Source organism: Moraxella sp. E33BD (genome assembly GCF_041807865.1).
GTDB lineage: Bacteria > Pseudomonadota > Gammaproteobacteria > Pseudomonadales > Moraxellaceae > Moraxella > Moraxella haemolytica.
Window position 1 is genome coordinate 62,350 of the sequence record NZ_JBGTZD010000004.1, and the last position, 18,357, is coordinate 80,706.

The following is an 18,357-nucleotide window of genomic DNA, read 5'->3' on the forward strand; positions in this document are numbered from 1 at the left end:
AAAGCAAACCAGATGTCTAAAGATATTAGTAGTAATAGAAATGCTGGATGGAGATTTCTAAGAAGCAAAAGGCAAGCTGATCTCTTATATCAACTAAATACCAACAAAGATTTGGAAGTTCAAGTTGATGTTAATGATTTAGATGAATTAAAAATAACTGGAAATTCGTGGGAAACTCTACCTGATGGTCGACAGAAAATTGTTGTCAGACCAACCACTTATAATGTATGGGCGGTCACAGGAAGTCTGTCATTGGTAAGAAGAACCGACGGAACCTATGGTGTATTTAATGATACCTATGATTTCGAAATGCATAATTCGGGCATTTTAGCAATCCCTAGAAACATTGAAACGACCATAGGTTCCCCAAATTGTGCAGCGACGAGTGGATGTACGGCGTATCAAATTAAATTCAATGGTAATTTTGATAAAAATAAAATAACAAATCTTAAGGATTTTCAATGAGAAAAATTATAGTGTTTTTTATATTTTTTCTGTTAATTGGTGCCATAATTATTTATTCTTATAAGCAAATCTTTTTTTTAAGAGAGATTCAGCTTAATGGCGATTATTATGTCATCGAGATGGATAATACATTTTTTGAGTACCTATCGTTGAAGAATGAAAAAGTAGTTGGAGCAATTATAAACCGCACAGAGTATAACAACATCCACTTGATAATTTATACTGAAGGCAAAATATGCGATGAATCACAGGGGAGTATGTTTGAGTACTTTCCAAATGATATCATGTATGCTGTTTTGGATAATACTGGAAATTTACTGGCGTTTAATAATATAGAGGACTATCACTCTTACATAGCCTTAAAAAATTTAAAGATTGGAAATTTACATATTAACATCAAGGATTTGTTTAAAATAGAACAGGCAAACAAAGCGGCTAGAGAGTTGGGCTGTCTTTAATAAATGACAACAGTGGAAATTTATCATTCATCAAAGATTGAATTGCTGAATAATACTAGGCATCACAAAGATAATATTTGTATTTGGCTAAAGTTAGTCTAAATGGACTAAGTCCACTCTTGTATCTGCTACCAAGAATTGCAAAGATGAGATACGGGTTGAATTTGGAATGAGAAAAAACCATGTTCAGCAAAAAGAAAAGTTTTTTGTTAGGGTGTCTTGGGCTGTTGATAACGAATGCCGCAAATACTGGTGGGGTGGTAAAAACCCTCGTGCATTACAGCAAAAGCCATAATCTAAACCCTTATCCATCACCGCCGCCTATGCCGAAGAAGATGTCAACACAGCAGCAAGCATGGCAGAGGAGGCGGTGAGGTGGAATGGGTTAATTCAGGGTGGCGGTGTTCTTGGTTTAAGTATTGACGAGAAAACAAGACGGATGTTTAGAGGTGTAAAAAAAGAAATATTTAGCGAAGGTTCAGCGATTGCTACCTTTGGAGATATGATAATCGCAAATGTATCTGGATCAATCTACGGATACACTGTAGTTGTTAACGCTAAAAATGGCAATGTGTATGCTACTGATATGTTTGAAATTTCAGCGTCATCATCTATACTTACTGGAGTGGCCACCTCAATTAATTTTGGCAATGTAATTGGCGGAACTTATTCGGCTGCTAAATTGGATGAAATTATTAAGGGATCATCTTTTAATATGCAAGCATGTTATGCTGCCTGTGCTGGTATATCAAAAACTAGAAAAAATACTATCATCACCTATGGTATGGGCACCCCTCAGGTTGGCATGTCTGGTGGGTCGTTAAAATACACTGGTTTGAGGCTTTCACAATCTGAGATTAAAAAATTGATCTTAAAGAGGGGTGTATGATGACTATCAAAGGATATCTGCACATCGTCATCGCTGGTGCTTTTATGTTTTATGCGATAACCGAAATTAAGCATTTTTACCAATCAAAACCTCATCATTATCGCAATCGCCAGCACTTGCTTGAAATTCAATTTCCACAATTGATGAATCAAATCACGCACGAACTACCACAGCCTGATCGACAGTGGCAGATCGACCGACAGGGTGGGGCCGTGGTGCTTATGTATTACTATTATAGACCCACTGAACACACCATGCAAATAATTCATCAAAATATAAAAAACAACCAATGGGTTCTAACCAAACAGAACTCAACCGAAACACTGTATTGTAAAGAAGATATTGCTTTATCATTTGGCACTAACACCACATCAGAAAACATTCCTTATGTATATTTAGATTTATCATGGCAATCAAGGCATTCTGAGTGTCTGTGATAAATAGCCAATCTTGCAGGATGTGTTAACTCACTTTGCCATTAAACAGGCTATTCAGCTGCCAAAGCCAGCAATCAGTTATGGCTATCAACTGGGTATCAAAAAAATAGAATGCAATATAAGTCATCCAACCCCCTTGAAGTGTGAAGGTAAATAATTGCAGGATTTTAATTAAATGGGTTTTGTTAAATATGAATGGCATGAAGTCATGAAAAAAATATATTTTGCCATAAAACTCTCTGTATTATTAAGCTTTGCTTTCGTTGCATACATCACCATCGTCTTACTGTCGTATGAAAGTTATTATTACTGCAATGAGAAAGGCTGCTTAACTTTTGTTGAAACACAAAAGGGCAGGGATATGGTTATTAAGGTTTATGACAAAAGAATTTATAGTAGGTTGCAGATGAAAAACGCTCCTTACATCGAACTTTATCCTGAATACCTTGCTTATTTTGAAGAAAGCGACACGGGGTTATTTATTGTGCGTAGTAGTGCTTATCCACAAGTTACAAAAGGCAAGATGAGTAATGTACAATTCGTCATTTCTGAGTATGAATGTTGCGGAACTTTATATAGCGACTTAAGCTTCTATATGATCGTATTTTGAACTTTGAATTATACCAATTAAAGCTAAAAAACTACCATAAACCTATATAAAAGAAAAGTAAAAAAACACCCTCATCCACCAAGCCAAACTCCTAGCTGCCATCACCGCCGCAAGCATGGCAGAGGAGGCGGTGAGGTGGAATGGGCTTTTGGTTATTGAGAATGATGCCAAAGATCCCAAAGCATCTAGTGACAGAATCATTGCTGAGAGAATGGCTTTTTGTCAAGACCCCTCTAATGATTGCCAAAAGTTCTATAAAGATGTTTTAAGTATTGCCGAATGGGTTGTGCCAACTTCAAAAGAAGAAGTTGTCATCAGCGTTGTTTCAGCAGGTTTTGGTAAGTTTGCTATTAAGATTCTTGATAAAGTCAGTGGTAAGGCAGTTAAAACAATTGATGGCTTTCAAACAAAAGCGGAGGCAGAAAAAGCGATACACGAGGCAAAGAGTGTTGCAAAAGGTGTTACCAATCCCAAAAATACCACATCATCAGTCGTATATATTGCAAGAGATCAAGAAGTTAGGGAGTTGTTTACAGCAGCAAATTCTAGAGCAGGCATTAGAATTGGTAATCGCACACTGTTGCCAGAACCAAACAGTCAAGGGCTGACAAGAGTATTTAATGGTGCTAGTGATGCTGAGGTTAAGCAATATTTTACAGAGTTGACGGGTAAGCCTTTGCCAAATCCTACAGAAATAGTAGGCAAAGGGGTTGTGTATTCTGTAACGGCAACTGATGGCAAAAAATACAATTTAAGAAATTTTGCAAGTTCAAGCAATATTACAGGCCCTGCTTGGACAATTGATATTCCGAAAGGCGTGGCCAATCCAAACAAAGCAACCGAAATCAAATTTATAAGGTGATTAAATATGGTTACACTAACCGAAGAAGATGAAAGACAAATGTTTGATGATGCCAAAAACCTATGGCTGTCAGCTTTATTTTATAATATTTCAGGTTACTACCCTAATATTTCTTTTGAACAACAAAAAGAAATATTTTTTCTACTGATTAAAGATGGACTAGATGATGCAATTATTAAATTTATACCACCAAATCATCTTTGGTATGAAGGATATGATATTTGGGATATATCATCAGATGAAATTGTTGCCTATCTTAAGGATAATTTCCCTAAAGATGCTACTGACGAACTTGATGAAGATGTTAATTTGTATTTTTATATCACAGCTCCGGCTGTCCTATGGCGTCAAGATGATGGTAATTATTACGGTAGTTGAATTCTTAGTAAGATAAGGTAATGATATGATAAACTGACTTTACCCTGTCACCTCACAGGCTGTCTGTCTGCCAAAGCCTCTGGTAATGATTGCAATGCAGGTATGATTGGTGCTACCATAGCAGAAACATGGGCAGACTACCAAGTCGATGACCCAAACAACCTAACCCAAACCCAAAAAAACACCCTCATCCACCAAGCCAAACTGTTAGCCGCCATCACCGCCGCTTATGCTGGGGAAGATGTCAACACAGCAGCAAGCATGGCAGAGGAGGCGGTGAGGTGGAATGGGCTGTCTCGAAGAATTTTAGGTTTTGGTAAAGATGAAGATTTAAAATTTCGGGAAGAGTACAAAATACATTGTGGTCAAAACCACAACCAAGCCAGCTGTCAAAACATTTTATCTAAATGGAAAAATATTAGTTATAAGAATAATGCTGGTTTATCAAATGCACAAATCATTGATTGGGAAAACAGGATTGATGGCATTTATAATAACCACGCTTCCCAGTGTGGCACTGACGATGCAAATTGTCAAAGAGTATTAAGAACTGCCAGAGATTATTACGCCATCTCTTATGGTGGCGATGAGATGTTCTTGCAGTAGATGGAAATAATCATGCATACTTATTTGCATGGCAGTTGGGATGCGATCAAGAATAAAGGCATTCCCTATATCGTTGCTGGCATGGCAGGTGTTGCGGATCTGGGGAGACTTGGGGTGCAAGGTCAAGGTAGAAAAATAGCTGGAAGTAATGATATCGATCGAACTGGCAATACAAGCTCTATTAATCGATCTCCGAGATTTCAAGGTGTCAGTCAAGCAACATTAACCAGAATTGATAAAATCTTGGAAACTTCACAAAATACATCTAAAGGTAGCGGTGTAACCAACTATACCCAGAAATCAGGACGGAGTAGAGATTTAGACTTTGCCTGGCTTAGTACTAATGGAACGGTCATTACTCAAAATAACAGAGTGACAGTAGTTCGGTTAAATGATGGCACGAAATTAATAAAGAGACCAAGTAGTACAGGTCCTATGACAATAGAGATACAAAAATCAAATGGTGATAAAGTTATGGAGATTAGATATGACACACCTTGATCATCCTTGGATTAATCATGATGACCCATTGAGGGATTGTTATGGAACAATAAATATTGCCACAATTCATAACATTGTTGATGCATTTCCAAAATTTCATCAGAAAGAGCAACTATTAAAAGATTTTACAGGGTATTACTATTTTGTAGATTTCTGCCAATACAATCAGTATCCAAACTTTGATTTGCTGCATTTATTATTCAATTCAATTCACCATAAAAATGAGTTATTTTGCTATCCTTGGGATTACTACGATTCAAAAAAAATTATTTTTGAGTATGATCCACCAATGATGATAAAGACTTATTTTGATATTAGTGTCTTGCAGCATATTTCTTCCTCTTTTATTCAGATGCAAAATGGATCTTATGCCTTAATGGATAAATGTAAAAATTTTTATTCAGTGATATTTGATGGGTATTACGCTATTTTTTTGATCAAAAAAACATTAATAAGCAACCCTGAACATTTCGATAAAAACTGGCATTTGGCAGAAAATAACCTAGATAAAATAACATATTTAAATTTCAAAAATATGTTCGAGTTGCACTAGAATAATCCTCATATTATTCAAACTCACGGACTGAGTTGGCGATAACACAACTCAGCTATGCCACTCATTGAATTTTTTGGTTTTATAAGCGTAGTTCAGAACATAGACTCACAGGCTGTCTGTCTGCCAAAGCCTCTGGTAATGATTGCAATGCAGGTATGATTGGTGCTACCATAGCAGAAACATGGGCAGACTACCAAGTCGATGACCCAAACAACCTAACCCAAACCCAAAAAAACACCCTCATCCACCAAGCCAAACTGTTAGCTGCCATCACCGCCGCNCCACCAAGCCAAACTGTTAGCTGCCATCACCGCCGCCTATGCCGAAGAAGATGTCAACACAGCAGCAAGCATGGCAGAGGAGGCGGTGAGGTGGAATAGCACTGCACAAGTTGCACTTATTACCGAGTGGGATGAGATTAATCACCCGGATTATCCAAAAGAAATGCTCGAAGCAATAAAGCGGATACCTGACAATATAGCTGCCATTCATAATTATTACAATGATATGACTATTGCAAGTTTTAGTGTTGGTGCGATAAGCTACACGGCGATCATGAATAACAAAAATGGTAATGTATGGATTTCTGGTGTGGAAAAAATAAACAATAATGGAAAATTTGATTATAAGCCCGTTCCAGAGATAGGCATCAATTTAAACATTAAAGAGCTTGCAAAGTCAATTAATTCATCTAATGGAAAAATTACTAGACCTCAAGGATTTGCCATCTCTGTGAATTTCGGAAGTGTTGTAGGTAAAAATATGTCGTCAGAACAAATTGATAATGTCATCAAAGGCAGTTCTGTTGGCATACAAGTATGTCATATTGGTTGTGGGGGCATGATAAGAACACAAGGTAGGCAAACTGTCATAACATACGGACTTGGAACATCACAGGTTAGTCTTAATGGTGGTAATATGGTAAAACTCACCAAAGAGAGAAAGCAAGATTTTTTAAAAATAATTAGGATGCAGTAAACCATGATATTAAATTCTAATAAGATTACAAAATATTTCAATATAACTGTATTGGCAGCTGTTTGGATATTCATTTTTTACTTGTACAGATTACAAATATTTTCTTATGACACAGGCATGCCACACCCAGATAATGACAGACCATCAATGAATGAAATTGAAGGCTTGATAGCACCAGTCGTAGAAGGCCTACCAAAAGAACGCAGAGTAGCACATTACAACAAAAAAGGGGTTGTCTCTATGCATATTTCCTATGAAAATATAGGCTTGCAACAAAAGTCGATGATTTTAAAAAATATAGAGAACCAGCAGAAATGGCAATGGATTGAAAATAATAAAAATGACTCAGTTTATTGCTATAATCAGTTTTCTCTAACTGTATATGAATACGGTAAATATCGTGATGACATAGACTTTTTATCCGTTTCCGTCGGGTGGTCTGATGACAGCATTTGTCGCAAGCACTACTATCGCCAACTTCTTTCGAGTAAGTCAAGTCTTGTGGATAGTGGTGCATTGGAGTAGCACAATAGACTTACCTTATATTTAATAATCTATCAGTAAGATGAAGAGACCATAACTAACAGCTCAAACCCAAAAAGACACCCTCATCCACCAAGCCAAACTGTTAGCCGCCATCACCGCCGTCTATGCCGAAGAAGATGTCAACACAGCAGCAAGCATGGCAGAGGAGGCGGTGAGGTGGAATGGGTTAAAGGGTAAGTAAATAAAGGATTACTGTGATTGATATAATCAGTGCTACTCTGATTGAGGTAATACTAAAAAGCATAGCTTTTGAACAAGATTTAAGAGAAGGGGTGATGAATATGTTGATGAACTGAGAATGAGAAGGTGGGTATTCATCAAAGGGCTACTGATGTTTTAAAATTAATTGAGCTAGGTGGCATTGAAACGAGTGTAAATGCTGATGGTAAATATGGATTGAAGTGAGCTTGTATCCAATAAAAACAACAAACCAGAAATGAAAACTAAGGCGAAATGTTGCTTGTGAAATGTTTTGGTGAATGCTATAATTGCATGGTTGGGGGGGGTAGCTTGGTTATATCATCAGTTTTGCTATCAATGACTTTATCGAGTTTTACAACATGAGATTATTATAGGAACTACCTTAACCAAAAAGGATGCGGATATATCGGGTTTGATGTCTCTTATGTTGTTACTTGGAATGTCGGGATGAGATATTTGGCTGCAACACACAATAAGGTTAAACTTTATATAAATGTGTAAGGTGGTTGTATGAATATCCTAAATAATATTACTAGTCAGGCTATTAAATGGAGACGATACCTGCATCAAAATCCAGAGCTGGGATTTGAGGAACATAATACCTCGGCTGTAGTGGCAGATATCTTGTCGGATTGTGGTGTCAAGGTTTATACAGGCTTGGGTGGCACAGGTGTGGTTGGTGTACTAACTAAGGGGGATAGTGGTCGTAGTATCGGTATTCGTGCTGATATGGATGCTTTGCCTATGCAAGAGTTGAATGACTTCGATCATGTATCGCAGCAGGCTGGAAAAATGCATGCCTGTGGCCATGACGGACATACTGCTATTTTACTTGGTGCAGCAAAGTATTTAGCGGAGCATGGTATCTTTAATGGCACGGTGTATTTCATCTTTCAGCCTGCTGAGGAGAATTTGGGTGGAGGTCTTGCTATGGTAAGCGAGGGTTTATTTGATAATTTTGCCATTGACGAGATTTATGGGTTGCATAATTGGCCAGGTAGGTCTCTTGGCGATATTTGTGTTAATGATGGTGCGATGATGGCATCTTTTGATATTTTTGACATCACGCTGCAGGGTGTAGGTACGCATGCTGCTATGCCAGAAAATGGCAAGGACCCTATCTTGGCGGCAGCCCAATTCATTGCCATTATTCAATCTATTGTTTCACGAGAGATATCCCCTTTAGATCCAGCTGTACTAAGCATCACGCAAATCTCAGGGGGAGATACCTACAATATCATTCCAGAATGTGTTACATTAAAAGGGACGGTTCGATCCTTTAATGAATATACTCGTTTAAAAATCAAACATCGCTTATGTGAATGTGTGGACAAGTTGTCTATTTTGTACGGAGTTAAAGGGAATATCAATTACCAAGAGCGTTATCCTGCAACCATTAATGATGCTAGTTGTGCCGCTCATGTTAGGGAGATTGCACGCTGTATATTTGGTGCGGACAAGGTAATAGATAATGTGCCACCAACTATGGCATCGGAGGATTTTTCTTTTATGTTGAATGCTAAAAAAGGTGCCTATATTTGGTTGGGTGTGGATGAACCAAATAGGCCCTCCGTTCCCTTACACAACCCCTATTATGATTTTAATGACAATGCAGTAGGTGTTGGTATAAAACTATGGGTAGGTTTGGTGGAGCAAACTCTAAAAATGTAGACTGTAGAGCTTTTTAAATATTTGATAACCAAAGGACTGTATTGTGAATCTTTCATTAAAAAACCTGCTTGATTGGCGACTGCATTTGATTGTGATTTCTTTAGCTTGTGTTTCTGAGTATATTGGTATTGTGAAGTTTGATATCGGTATCGGTACTATAATATTACTACCACTATTATATGCTTTTTTAATGGCAATATTTTTTAACAAAAACATTATTGGTATTGCGGGGCGAGTACTGGGTGATCAAAGTAATGCGGTAGCAAGCCAATGGATTTTAATTTGTCTTATGCCTTTTATTGCTAAGTTTGCCGTAGGTATCGGCCCCAAAGTCAATGAAATTATTGCTGCAGGACCCGCTCTTTTATTGCAGGAAATTGGCAATGTGGCGACGGTTTTATTTGCCTTGCCCATAGCTGTATTGGCGTTTGGTATGGGACGTGAAGCTATTGGGGCAACACATTCCATCGCAAGAGAGCCAAATATTGCCTTAATAGCGGACAGATTTGGTTTAAAGACTCCTGAGGGAATTGGTGTAATGGGCGTATATGTTATGGGTACGCTGTTTGGAGCGATTTATTTTTCGTTGATGGCAGGTGTGATAGCATCATGGGGTGTATTTGATGTGCGAGCATTGGCGATGGCCTGTGGTGTGGGGTCTGGTAGTATGATGGGAGCTTGTTCAACTGCGTTGGCTGAATTACTGCCTGAACACAAAGAGGATATCATTGCCTTTGCTGCCAGTAGTAATCTACTAACTTATGCAACTGGATTGTTTGTTTCAGTGTTTGTGGCGTTACCTTTTGCTGAATGGCTGTACAAGGTGATTGCAAAATTTAGAAAAACCCATGTGCTAAATGCTGAACATATTAATGATTGTGTGAGTATGGACGATGGTGAGGAGATTAAGGTTGCTACATCTGTACTCATTCAATCCCTTGCTTTTATTTGTGTGTTATTGCTCGTTGTAAATTGGGTTGGTACGAACAATGACCTATTTGTTGCCCTGCCTGGCATGATGATTTTGTTTGCGTGCTGTGTAGTAGGCATACTTATCAAAAAAGTAATTCCGCTGGGCGTACCAAGTATTGCATGGGTATCTATTGTGGCGATTCTTGTTGCTTTGCCAGCCATGCCAATGGCAGATTATGTCATAGCAGCTACTGATAAACTTGGATTACTGCCACTCATTACCCCTACGCTTGCTTATGCAGGGATTGCTATTTCTCAATCTGAAGTAGCCCTGTTTAAGAAATCTGGTGTTAAAATCGCTATTATTGCTTTATTGACCTTTACAGGTACTTATCTTGGTTCGGTTGCTATCGCAGACTGGATGTTGTAAATGTCTGAGTAGTTATAAACTATTGGAATGTTTATTTTTGATTTGGTATTAAAAAAGCTGCCGCCCTAATAAGATTGAGCTTGCTTTTATACCCCAACACCATAAAAAAGTTTACATTTGTACTAAATTTTAGCCATTTCTTTAAAATCATGCTATAATTTATAAAGATTATCAAAACTTTTACCATAACTGTTAGGGGTGATTATGCTATTAAAGGGTCAGCGTTTTGTTGTAACAGGTATCGCAAGCAAGCTATCTATCGCTTGGGCGATTGCTGAAAGTCTGCACCGTGAGGGTGCGGATCTAATTTTTACTTATCCTAATGATAAGATTAAAAAGCGTGTTGAGATGGCAGCAGAAGTATTCAGTGCGACAGCAGTCATTGAGTGTGATGTGGCATCTGATGAATCTATCCGTGCTTGCTTTGATAAGATTACCAAAATTTGGGGTCAGGGCGAAGATGGGGGTGTAAATGGTATTGTACACGCCATTGGCTTTGCTCCTGCTGACCAGCTAGATGGTGATTTTACCACAGCGACCACTCGTGAAGGCTCGAGCATCGCTCATGACATCTCAAGTTATAGCTTTGTGGCTCTAGCCAAGGCAGGGCGTGAGCTATTGACGGCTCGCAAAGGCTCGCTACTCACCCTAACTTACGAAGGTAGTATTTCTGTATTACCAAATTATAATGTGATGGGTATGGCAAAGGCAAGCCTTGAGGCGTCAGTGCGTTATCTTGCTAGCTCATTAGGTGCTCAAGGCATCCGTGTTAATGCCATCAGTGCTGGTCCAATTCGCACATTGGCAGCAAGCGGTATTAAATCATTTCGCCGTATGCTCGATGTCAGTGAAAAAATCGCTCCACTGCAACGCAATGTCAGTCAGCAAGAGGTGGGTAATGCCGCACTATTTTTATTGTCGCCTTGGGCAAGTGGCATAACAGGTGAAATCTTATTTGTGGACGCAGGTTTTAATACAGTTGCCATTAGCGAGCAAATCATGGCGATGACAGGTGATGATGAATAAATCATTTCACTGAATTGACCATTTTTTTGGTAATGATAAAAGCACAAGACCAATGATGAGTTTTGTGCTTTTATTTTTATTAAAAAATGATTAAAATGATACATTGTTTTTGTTGTTACTGTTTTAATGATGGATAAAATTCCAAGTTGGGTACTCTGTGGTGCGGTGGTGCTGGCGTTTTGTGCAGGGGTACTAAACACCACTGCACTCATGGGCTTTACGCACATTTCGGCATCGCATGTGACGGGTAATGTCAGTGCTTTGGCGGTGGCAGCTTTGTCTGCCGATTGGCCAAACATGAAGCTGTTTTTGATTTCAATTGCGTCATTTTGGGCAGGCTCTGTACTAAGCGGTTTTATCGTTGGTGGTAGTGAGTTGCACATCAATCGTAACTATGGTTTGGCAATGTACCTTGAGGTTGCTTTGTTGGCATTAAGTTTGGCATTGTACATGAATGACAGTGATTTTGGACAAATGATGATTGCAATGGCGTGCGGATTACAAAATTCTATGGTAACAACCTATCATGGCACGGTAATTCGCACCACACATCTGACCGGTACGACTTCAGATTTGGGGGCGATGGTCGGTCATTGGCTGGCTGATCGCAAGGTAAAGTTTAGCCGAGTGATTGTGCTAAGTGCCTTGTGGTGGAGTTTTGTTGTGGGTGGTTTTATGGCGGTGGTGCTGTATCGTAAGGTTGGGTATTTTTCTATGCTACTACCGATGGTCATTATCTTTGTGGCAGCGGTGAGCTATCGGCATATGGAAAAGTGGTACGACTGTGTGATGGTTTATCTAACAAGAGTGTTTCAATCAAAAAACAACCCCTAAATACAGCCAATAAAAATAGTCCAAAAGTGGACTATTTTTATATGCATCATCAATGAGTGATGATTATTTTTTATTGAGTACTGTCTATCCAGCGTTTTTGACTTTCTTTAATGACCGCTTTGGCTTCATCAATACCAAAGAAACCTTCCACTTTAGTAGTGCCAGCTTTTTTTAGGTCCTTGTAGTGGTTAAAATGGAATTCTAGCTGTTTGATGAGTTGGTTTGGTAGGTCTTCTAGGCTGTTATAAGCGTTGCCGTTGTTGCGGTCGTCTGCTGGTACAACAATAATTTTGTCGTCCACTTCGCCATCATCAACGAATTTCATCACACCAATGACTTTAGCCTTTAAGAAAATACCAGTTGTTAATGGTTGTTCGGTTAAAATCAGTGCGTCTAACTCATCTCCGTCTTCATCTAAGGTTTGCGGAATAAAACCATAATTGCAAGGTTTGGCAAAGGAAATGGGCTCAACACGGTCAAGCTCAAAGCAGGCTAATTCACGGTTCCACTCGATTTTGTGGTTAGAGCCTGTTGGGATTTCCACCACGACATTGATTTTGCCACCATCAACATCGCCTGCGTCTAGAATTTTGTTAAAATCTACCATTGATATTCTCCAATTGGGTTTACTAAGTGAAAAGTAATATAAAAAACGAAGCCATTGTAATATTAAATGGCTCTAAGTGCAATCTCGCCTTCATGCCTTTTTTGTAGATTGTGTATGAATTTGAGAATAAGTTCGTGCGTTTGATTACTGTTAAATTGACCAAACTGCTCAAGTTTAACCATCGTCATGCCAGCATAGCCACAAGGATTGATGGCATTAAAGGCGGATAAATCGTTTGTTAGGTTGATGGCGATGCCATGATAGCTGTGTCCGTGCTTAATTTTAAAGCCCAAACTTGCGATTTTACCTAACATATCGCCATTAGAATTATAAATATATACTCCAGGAGCATCTCGTCTGGCACGAGCAACCAGAGCATTGGGCAGATAGTCGTTGACGATGTCTTCAATGGCTTGTTCGGCATGACTGACCAAATCTCGCACGCTAAAGCCAATGGCGTGCAAATCCCACAAGAAATAGACGGTAAGCTGACCTGTTCCATGCCAAGTTACCTGACCGCCACGGTCGGTATGAATGATGGGTGTGCCGTTATCATAAAGAATGTGTTCTTTTTTGCCTGCCTGCCCAAGTGTATAGACATCATCATGTTCCACCAGCCACAGTTCATCACAGATAGGCGTGCTTTGTTTTTTGGCATCAATCTTCACAAGGGTTCGCTCAAGCATTGCTGTATGTATGTCGGTATACTCGGTGTTGGATAGGGTTTTGATTAGAAATTCAGGGACTTCTGGTGGCGAAAAATCGTTAAGTTTAAGACTGGTCATTATTTTTTTCCGATGCACTACCAATTTTATTATTATAGCACAAAAGAGCAAAATGATGGATAAAACCATGATTTAAACCATCGCAAGGACTTAATAAATCCAACTTTGGATTAAAAAATGGGCTGAAGAAAGTGCCAATATACACAAAGATTGATGCAGTGCTTGAAAAGTTTGGTAAATTTCTGTAAGATTTTATGCAACTATCTCAAAAATAAGACGACTTTTTGGTGAAAATGGGGTATGATGAATCATTTTCTTTCATTATTTTATAACACTCATGAAGCCAATTATCACCTCTTTACTGGATAATGACTTATACAAATTCACCATGCTTCAAGCAATGCTGCATCAGTTCCCTCAGACGCATGGTGTATATCAGTTCCGCTGTCGTAATAATGACGATACAGCCTATCCTGTGGCAGACATTAAAGACGACCTAGAAGCTCAGCTTGATGCATTATGCGAATTAAAATTCAAGCAAGATGAATTGGATTATCTTAGAGATTTACGCTTTATCAAGCCTGATTTTGTTGATTATCTAGAATTATTTCAATTAAAACGCCGTTTTATCACAGTGTCTACTGATGATGATAATCATCTGCATATTAAGATAGAAGGGGCGATGATTCAAGCGATGTTCTTTGAGATTTTTGTGCTATCGATTGTTAATGAGCTGTATTATCAAAGACTTGATAATGAACATGTTCGAAACGAAGGACAAAGACGCCTTGATGAAAAAGTGAGCATGATTAAACATTATGAAATGTTGCAACGCTCAGACATACACAATCCTGAATTTGCCGTGGTGGATTTTGGCACAAGACGGCGTTATTCAAAGGAGTGGCAATACCATGTGGTTCGTACGCTTGCCAAAGCTTCTCCGAGTATTTTTAAAGGCACTTCCAATGTGTACCTTGCCAAAGAGCTGAACCTAACCCCAATCGGTACGATGGCTCATGAATTCATGCAGGCATTTCAAGCCTTAGATGTTCGCCTGCGAGACAGTCAAAAGGCGGCACTTGAGTCGTGGGTGCGTGAGTATCGAGGGGATTTGGGCATTGCTTTAACTGATGTGGTGGGCATGGATGCGTTCTTGCGTGATTTTGATTTGTATTTTGCTAAGCTGTTTGATGGGCTGCGTCATGATTCAGGCGATCCGTATGAATGGGGTGATAAGGCGATTGCTCATTACGAAAGTCTAAAAATTGACCCAAAAACCAAAACTTTAACTTTTAGTGATGGACTGACACTACAAAAAGCGTGGGAGCTTCACGAGTATTTTAAAACTCGCATTAAGACAGGTTTTGGTATCGGCACTAATCTGACCAATGACATGGGTCTAACCCAGCTTAATATCGTGTTAAAACTTGTTGAGTGTAACGGTCAGCCTGTCGCCAAGCTCTCTGATAGCCCTGGCAAAACAATGATTGATGATGATACTTATTTGGCGTATCTAAAGAAAGTTTTTGGTGTGCAGTCATAAACCCAACCATCAATCTATAATCTTAAAAACCCTAGCAAGTGGTCTGCTTTGCTAGGGTTTTTTGATGAGTTGGGCGGTTAAAGGAGCTATTCGTCTGCAATACCTAGCTCATCATCAAAGGCTTGTGCTAATGCTTGCTCTACCGCCTGTATTCGCTCTTGACAGACTTTATAGGCGACAATGGATTCTTCTATGGTGGTTATTAGATTGTCGATGTCTAGCTCATCTGCCTGCTCAAGGTTTTTGGCATTGGTCTTTAGGGTTTGATAAGCGTCTTTAAAAGTAGTTGGGCTTGTCATGGGTTGCTCTGCTGTTCGCTGTTCGTTAAATGGTTATTGTAAAGGATATTGTATGATTTGTTAAGAGTTGGTTTTGCGAAAATAACGCAAGTTGTGGTAAATTCTTTTGCTAATTATAAACGGTGTGTTATTATGTTGTTGATAAGTGTCTTTGTCATGACAGTCATATTGCATGATGACAAAGATGGTAAACAAAGCCATAGATGTGCCGGCAATAGTGTGTCTGTGGCCATTTTCCAAAGGTGTATTCTATGGTTCAATCAACCCAAGAAAAAGAGACCGATTTTTCTCTTAGAACAGATTATCAGCACAATGATGACCAAACTCCGCCATCAGGTGCGGTGCGTCCTGATGTGGTCAAAGGGCTTGTTATTACTGTGATTGCGGCAATCATCGCTTATTTTTCAGCAACCAGCTGGCTACCTTTTGAGCCTTTGACAAACAAGGGCTTAGGGCTTGCCATCTTTGTTGGTATTCTTTGGTTGACTGAAGCCATTCACATCACAGCAACAGCAATTTTGGTTCCGCTTTTGGCATTGTTTATAGGCATTCCAGAGTTTGATACCAAAGCGGCTTTAATCAGTTTTGCTGATCCGATTATTTTTGTGTTTTTTGGTGGTTTTGCTTTAGCAGCAGCCCTTCATGTGCAGAAGCTGGACCGTAAGATTGCTTTTAGTATTGTAAACTTAGCTCAGGGTCATCTAGGCTGGGCGATTACATTGATTTTTGCTGCCACTGGTCTTTTGTCTATGTGGATTAGTAATACTGCCACAGCAGCAATGATGCTACCTTTGGCGATTGGTTTATTAAGCCATGTTGATGCTAAAAAAGATAGAAATACCTTTATTTTTGTACTTTTGGGCATTGCTTATTCAGCATCTATCGGCGGTATCGGTACTTTTATTGGCTCACCACCAAATGGCATCGCTGCCAAAGAATTAGGTCTGGATTTTATTGGCTGGATGAAATTTGGCTTGCCTGTGATGATGGTTATGCTACCAGTGCTACTTGTTGCCATGTATTTTGTTCTTCGCCCAAATTTAAGTCAAAAGGTCAGCATGGAACATGAAGACATTCCTTGGACGACATCTCGGATTTTGACGATTGTTGTATTTTTAATTACCGCAGTGTGCTGGATTTTTGGTAAACAACTTGGCACTGCTTTTGGCTTTAAATCACCTGATACCGTGATTGCACTATTTGCAGCTGTGGCGGTATTGATGTTGGGTTTGGTGAATTGGAAACAGGTATCTGACAACACCGACTGGGGCGTACTCATGCTGTTTGGTGGTGGTATTGCTTTGTCTAATATTATGAAAAATACAGGTGCTTCAGCGGCATTGGCGGAGCAGATTTCAGGTGTGTTAGCGGGTGCTCCCGCCTTGGTGGTTATTTTGGTGGTGGCTACATTCATCATTTTTTTGACAGAGTTTACCAGCAATACTGCATCAGCTGCACTGCTTGTGCCATTATTTGCACCGATTGGTGCAGTACTTGGATTGCCCAAAGAGGTGTTGGTGATGGTGATTGGCATTGGTGCATCATGTGCCTTTATGATGCCTGTTGCAACACCGCCGAATGCCATTGTCATGGGTACAGGTCATGTTAAGCAGGGCGATATGATGAAGGTTGGGTTTATATTAAACCTTGTTGCGGTCGTCATTGTTACCGTTATGGCATATCTACTTTGGATGTAACTTTTTGTTTATCAGTTGTTTTGAACAAAAAACACTCTGTAGCAGGAGTGTTTTTTGTTTTATTATTGGGTAGTGTTTTTAGATGGTGGTATGATTTGTGCAGTCAAGTGGGTTCATTTGCACTTAAAAGTGTTCAAGTGTGCTAGCAAAATGCCGTTCAGTGATTGATGGATTTGTCAGGTTGACTTTTAAGATGGTCAGTTTAATGACGGTCTGTTCATTGTTTGTGAAAGAAAATTATCAAATCCAATAAAAAATGTGATAAAATTATAAAAATTTATCCATGACTTTTAAGAGACAGACATTCTTGTCTTATTCATGCTAAATCAATATTCATCAAGGTTGGTTGTTATGTCTGATAAAAATCCAAAGTTTTCTCGTATTCTATTAAAGCTCTCTGGCGAAGCGTTGGCGGGCGGTCGTGATATGGGTATTGATGCTGATATTCTTGATAAGATGAGCCTTTCTATCGCTCATTTGCGTGGCTTGGGTGTGCAAGTGGGCATCGTTGTTGGTGGCGGTAACTTGTATCGTGGTAGCACCCTACAAAAACAAGGCTTGGTTGGTCGTGTTACAGGCGACCAAATGGGTATGTTGGCTACCGTGATGAATGGTCTTGCCATGCGTGATGCTTTAGTGCGTCGTAATATCAAGACACGCTTGATGTCAGCCCTAACCATCTCAACGATTGGTGAGCCGTATTCTAGTCGTGAGGCGATTCGCCATCTTAATAATGGTGAGGTGTGTATCTTCGTTGCTGGTACAGGCAATCCATTTTTTACCACCGATACGGCTGCTTGCTTGCGTGGTATTGAGATTGAAGCAGGTCTTATCCTAAAGGCGACCAAAGTTGATGGTGTATATGACAAAGATCCAAGCATTCATGAGGACGCTGTAAAATATGACAGCTTGTCTTTTGATGAGGTGCTTGAAAGAAAACTTGGTGTGATGGATTTGACTGCTATTGCTTTATGTCGTGAACATAATGTGCCATTGCAAGTCTTTGATATGAATAAATCAAACGCACTGTTAAATGTGGTGATGGGCGAAAAAGAAGGTACTCGTGTCTATCACTGATTGGTTGTATAAATAACTTTTTAGGTTTTACTTATTTGAGTAATAATTA

At 39.3% G+C, this 18,357-nt stretch carries 22 protein-coding genes and 1 pseudogene; 20 read left to right on the top strand and 3 right to left on the bottom strand.

What is annotated here, in order from left to right:
• Nucleotides 1-12 precede the first annotated feature (12 nt).
• The 17 genes and pseudogenes from ACERC6_RS03200 to ACERC6_RS03280 all read left to right on the top strand — a co-directional run bounded on the left by ACERC6_RS03200 (nucleotide 13) and on the right by ACERC6_RS03280 (nucleotide 12,360).
• Nucleotides 13-465 (top strand): hypothetical protein, encoded by a 453-nt coding sequence (locus tag ACERC6_RS03200; RefSeq protein ID WP_373628672.1) that lies wholly within the window; start codon nucleotides 13-15, stop codon nucleotides 463-465.
• Complete coding sequence (locus ACERC6_RS03205) at nucleotides 462-923, top strand: hypothetical protein (RefSeq protein ID WP_373628671.1); 462 nt, start codon at nucleotides 462-464, stop codon at nucleotides 921-923. Before ACERC6_RS03200 ends, ACERC6_RS03205 begins: the two co-directional genes overlap by 4 nt.
• A gap of 355 nt (nucleotides 924-1,278) precedes the next feature.
• Nucleotides 1,279-1,812 (top strand): hypothetical protein, encoded by a 534-nt coding sequence (locus ACERC6_RS03210; protein WP_373628953.1) that lies wholly within the window; start codon nucleotides 1,279-1,281, stop codon nucleotides 1,810-1,812.
• Entirely contained in the window at nucleotides 1,809-2,249 is a 441-nt protein-coding gene (locus tag ACERC6_RS03215) for a hypothetical protein (RefSeq protein WP_373630502.1), read from the top strand. Before ACERC6_RS03210 ends, ACERC6_RS03215 begins: the two co-directional genes overlap by 4 nt.
• A 175-nt stretch (nucleotides 2,250-2,424) precedes the next feature.
• Nucleotides 2,425-2,859, top strand: coding sequence for a hypothetical protein (locus ACERC6_RS03220; RefSeq protein ID WP_373628527.1), 435 nt, complete (start codon nucleotides 2,425-2,427; stop codon nucleotides 2,857-2,859).
• A gap of 148 nt (nucleotides 2,860-3,007) precedes the next feature.
• Nucleotides 3,008-3,721, top strand: a complete 714-nt coding sequence (locus tag ACERC6_RS03225) for a hypothetical protein (RefSeq protein ID WP_373628528.1) — start codon at nucleotides 3,008-3,010, stop codon at nucleotides 3,719-3,721.
• 6 nt (nucleotides 3,722-3,727) lie between these two features.
• The gene (locus tag ACERC6_RS03230) at nucleotides 3,728-4,099 is read left to right on the top strand and encodes a hypothetical protein (RefSeq protein ID WP_373628529.1); all 372 of its coding nucleotides are present in this window, start codon (nucleotides 3,728-3,730) and stop codon (nucleotides 4,097-4,099) included.
• A 102-nt stretch (nucleotides 4,100-4,201) separates the two neighbouring features.
• Nucleotides 4,202-4,705, top strand: a complete 504-nt coding sequence (locus ACERC6_RS03235; protein WP_373628530.1) for a VENN motif pre-toxin domain-containing protein — start codon at nucleotides 4,202-4,204, stop codon at nucleotides 4,703-4,705.
• Nucleotides 4,706-4,717: 12 nt separating this feature from the next.
• The gene (locus ACERC6_RS03240) at nucleotides 4,718-5,206 is read left to right on the top strand and encodes a hypothetical protein (RefSeq protein ID WP_373628531.1); all 489 of its coding nucleotides are present in this window, start codon (nucleotides 4,718-4,720) and stop codon (nucleotides 5,204-5,206) included.
• Nucleotides 5,193-5,759, top strand: a complete 567-nt coding sequence (locus tag ACERC6_RS03245) for a hypothetical protein (RefSeq protein ID WP_373628532.1) — start codon at nucleotides 5,193-5,195, stop codon at nucleotides 5,757-5,759. Before ACERC6_RS03240 ends, ACERC6_RS03245 begins: the two co-directional genes overlap by 14 nt.
• Before the next feature lie 354 nt (nucleotides 5,760-6,113).
• A complete protein-coding gene (locus tag ACERC6_RS03250; RefSeq protein ID WP_373630503.1) occupies nucleotides 6,114-6,740 on the top strand; it encodes a hypothetical protein in 627 nt (208 codons plus the stop codon).
• A 3-nt stretch (nucleotides 6,741-6,743) separates the two neighbouring features.
• Nucleotides 6,744-7,265: a hypothetical protein gene (locus ACERC6_RS03255; RefSeq protein ID WP_373628533.1), complete on the top strand. Its 522-nt coding sequence runs from the start codon at nucleotides 6,744-6,746 to the stop codon at nucleotides 7,263-7,265.
• A 76-nt stretch (nucleotides 7,266-7,341) separates the two neighbouring features.
• Nucleotides 7,342-7,467: pseudogene (locus tag ACERC6_RS03260) on the top strand (hypothetical protein); the annotation flags it as partial.
• 530 nt (nucleotides 7,468-7,997) lie between these two features.
• Nucleotides 7,998-9,158, top strand: a complete 1,161-nt coding sequence (locus tag ACERC6_RS03265) for a M20 aminoacylase family protein (protein WP_284672908.1) — start codon at nucleotides 7,998-8,000, stop codon at nucleotides 9,156-9,158.
• A 43-nt stretch (nucleotides 9,159-9,201) separates the two neighbouring features.
• Nucleotides 9,202-10,500, top strand: coding sequence for a DUF3100 domain-containing protein (locus ACERC6_RS03270; protein ID WP_284672907.1), 1,299 nt, complete (start codon nucleotides 9,202-9,204; stop codon nucleotides 10,498-10,500).
• Between the two features lie 204 nt (nucleotides 10,501-10,704).
• The gene (locus tag ACERC6_RS03275) at nucleotides 10,705-11,526 is read left to right on the top strand and encodes an enoyl-ACP reductase (protein WP_373628534.1); all 822 of its coding nucleotides are present in this window, start codon (nucleotides 10,705-10,707) and stop codon (nucleotides 11,524-11,526) included.
• Between the two features lie 126 nt (nucleotides 11,527-11,652).
• On the top strand, nucleotides 11,653-12,360 hold the full coding sequence (locus tag ACERC6_RS03280) for a YoaK family protein (protein ID WP_284672905.1): 708 nt from the start codon (nucleotides 11,653-11,655) through the stop codon (nucleotides 12,358-12,360).
• A 70-nt stretch (nucleotides 12,361-12,430) separates the two neighbouring features.
• Here the strand turns inward: ACERC6_RS03280 and ACERC6_RS03285 are convergent, their stop codons facing one another.
• Nucleotides 12,431-12,967: an inorganic diphosphatase gene (locus ACERC6_RS03285; protein WP_284672904.1), complete on the bottom strand. Its 537-nt coding sequence runs from the start codon at nucleotides 12,965-12,967 to the stop codon at nucleotides 12,431-12,433.
• Nucleotides 12,968-13,029: 62 nt separating this feature from the next.
• Entirely contained in the window at nucleotides 13,030-13,752 is a 723-nt protein-coding gene (gene lipB, locus ACERC6_RS03290; RefSeq protein ID WP_373628536.1) for a lipoyl(octanoyl) transferase LipB, read from the bottom strand.
• A 277-nt stretch (nucleotides 13,753-14,029) separates the two neighbouring features.
• On the opposite strand from lipB, the gene pncB reads away from it, so the two are divergent.
• On the top strand, nucleotides 14,030-15,235 hold the full coding sequence (pncB, locus tag ACERC6_RS03295; RefSeq protein ID WP_373628537.1) for a nicotinate phosphoribosyltransferase: 1,206 nt from the start codon (nucleotides 14,030-14,032) through the stop codon (nucleotides 15,233-15,235).
• 86 nt (nucleotides 15,236-15,321) lie between these two features.
• Here pncB and xseB read toward each other — a convergent pair whose 3' ends face one another.
• Entirely contained in the window at nucleotides 15,322-15,534 is a 213-nt protein-coding gene (gene xseB / locus ACERC6_RS03300) for an exodeoxyribonuclease VII small subunit (protein ID WP_284672901.1), read from the bottom strand.
• 251 nt (nucleotides 15,535-15,785) lie between these two features.
• Here xseB and ACERC6_RS03305 point away from each other — a divergent pair, with 251 nt between their 5' ends.
• Both ACERC6_RS03305 and pyrH read left to right on the top strand, forming a co-directional pair.
• Nucleotides 15,786-17,231 carry a DASS family sodium-coupled anion symporter gene (locus ACERC6_RS03305; RefSeq protein WP_373628539.1) on the top strand — a complete coding sequence of 482 codons (1,446 nt, stop codon included), beginning with the start codon at nucleotides 15,786-15,788 and terminating at the stop codon, nucleotides 17,229-17,231.
• A gap of 351 nt (nucleotides 17,232-17,582) precedes the next feature.
• On the top strand, nucleotides 17,583-18,308 hold the full coding sequence (gene pyrH / locus ACERC6_RS03310) for a UMP kinase (protein WP_373628540.1): 726 nt from the start codon (nucleotides 17,583-17,585) through the stop codon (nucleotides 18,306-18,308).
• Nucleotides 18,309-18,357: the final 49 nt, after the last annotated feature.

Bases quoted from the DNA above. Each gene is read 5' to 3' on its own strand.
- ACERC6_RS03305 (WP_373628539.1), top strand. From the start codon at position 15,786: ATGGTTCAATCAACCCAAGAAAAAGAGACCGATTTTTCTCTTAGAACA.
- ACERC6_RS03215 (WP_373630502.1), top strand. From the start codon at position 1,809: ATGATGACTATCAAAGGATATCTGCACATCGTCATCGCTGGTGCTTTT.
- ACERC6_RS03240 (WP_373628531.1), top strand. From the start codon at position 4,718: ATGCATACTTATTTGCATGGCAGTTGGGATGCGATCAAGAATAAAGGC.
- ACERC6_RS03280 (WP_284672905.1), top strand. From the start codon at position 11,653: ATGATGGATAAAATTCCAAGTTGGGTACTCTGTGGTGCGGTGGTGCTG.
- ACERC6_RS03210 (WP_373628953.1), top strand. From the start codon at position 1,279: ATGGCAGAGGAGGCGGTGAGGTGGAATGGGTTAATTCAGGGTGGCGGT.
- ACERC6_RS03275 (WP_373628534.1), top strand. From the start codon at position 10,705: ATGCTATTAAAGGGTCAGCGTTTTGTTGTAACAGGTATCGCAAGCAAG.
- ACERC6_RS03235 (WP_373628530.1), top strand. From the start codon at position 4,202: ATGATTGGTGCTACCATAGCAGAAACATGGGCAGACTACCAAGTCGAT.
- ACERC6_RS03220 (WP_373628527.1), top strand. From the start codon at position 2,425: ATGGGTTTTGTTAAATATGAATGGCATGAAGTCATGAAAAAAATATAT.
- ACERC6_RS03265 (WP_284672908.1), top strand. From the start codon at position 7,998: ATGAATATCCTAAATAATATTACTAGTCAGGCTATTAAATGGAGACGA.
- ACERC6_RS03205 (WP_373628671.1), top strand. From the start codon at position 462: ATGAGAAAAATTATAGTGTTTTTTATATTTTTTCTGTTAATTGGTGCC.
- pncB (WP_373628537.1), top strand. From the start codon at position 14,030: ATGAAGCCAATTATCACCTCTTTACTGGATAATGACTTATACAAATTC.
- ACERC6_RS03245 (WP_373628532.1), top strand. From the start codon at position 5,193: ATGACACACCTTGATCATCCTTGGATTAATCATGATGACCCATTGAGG.
- ACERC6_RS03250 (WP_373630503.1), top strand. From the start codon at position 6,114: ATGGCAGAGGAGGCGGTGAGGTGGAATAGCACTGCACAAGTTGCACTT.
- xseB (WP_284672901.1), bottom strand. From the start codon at position 15,534: ATGACAAGCCCAACTACTTTTAAAGACGCTTATCAAACCCTAAAGACC.
- ACERC6_RS03255 (WP_373628533.1), top strand. From the start codon at position 6,744: ATGATATTAAATTCTAATAAGATTACAAAATATTTCAATATAACTGTA.
- ACERC6_RS03230 (WP_373628529.1), top strand. From the start codon at position 3,728: ATGGTTACACTAACCGAAGAAGATGAAAGACAAATGTTTGATGATGCC.
- ACERC6_RS03200 (WP_373628672.1), top strand. From the start codon at position 13: ATGTCTAAAGATATTAGTAGTAATAGAAATGCTGGATGGAGATTTCTA.
- ACERC6_RS03285 (WP_284672904.1), bottom strand. From the start codon at position 12,967: ATGGTAGATTTTAACAAAATTCTAGACGCAGGCGATGTTGATGGTGGC.
- pyrH (WP_373628540.1), top strand. From the start codon at position 17,583: ATGTCTGATAAAAATCCAAAGTTTTCTCGTATTCTATTAAAGCTCTCT.
- lipB (WP_373628536.1), bottom strand. From the start codon at position 13,752: ATGACCAGTCTTAAACTTAACGATTTTTCGCCACCAGAAGTCCCTGAA.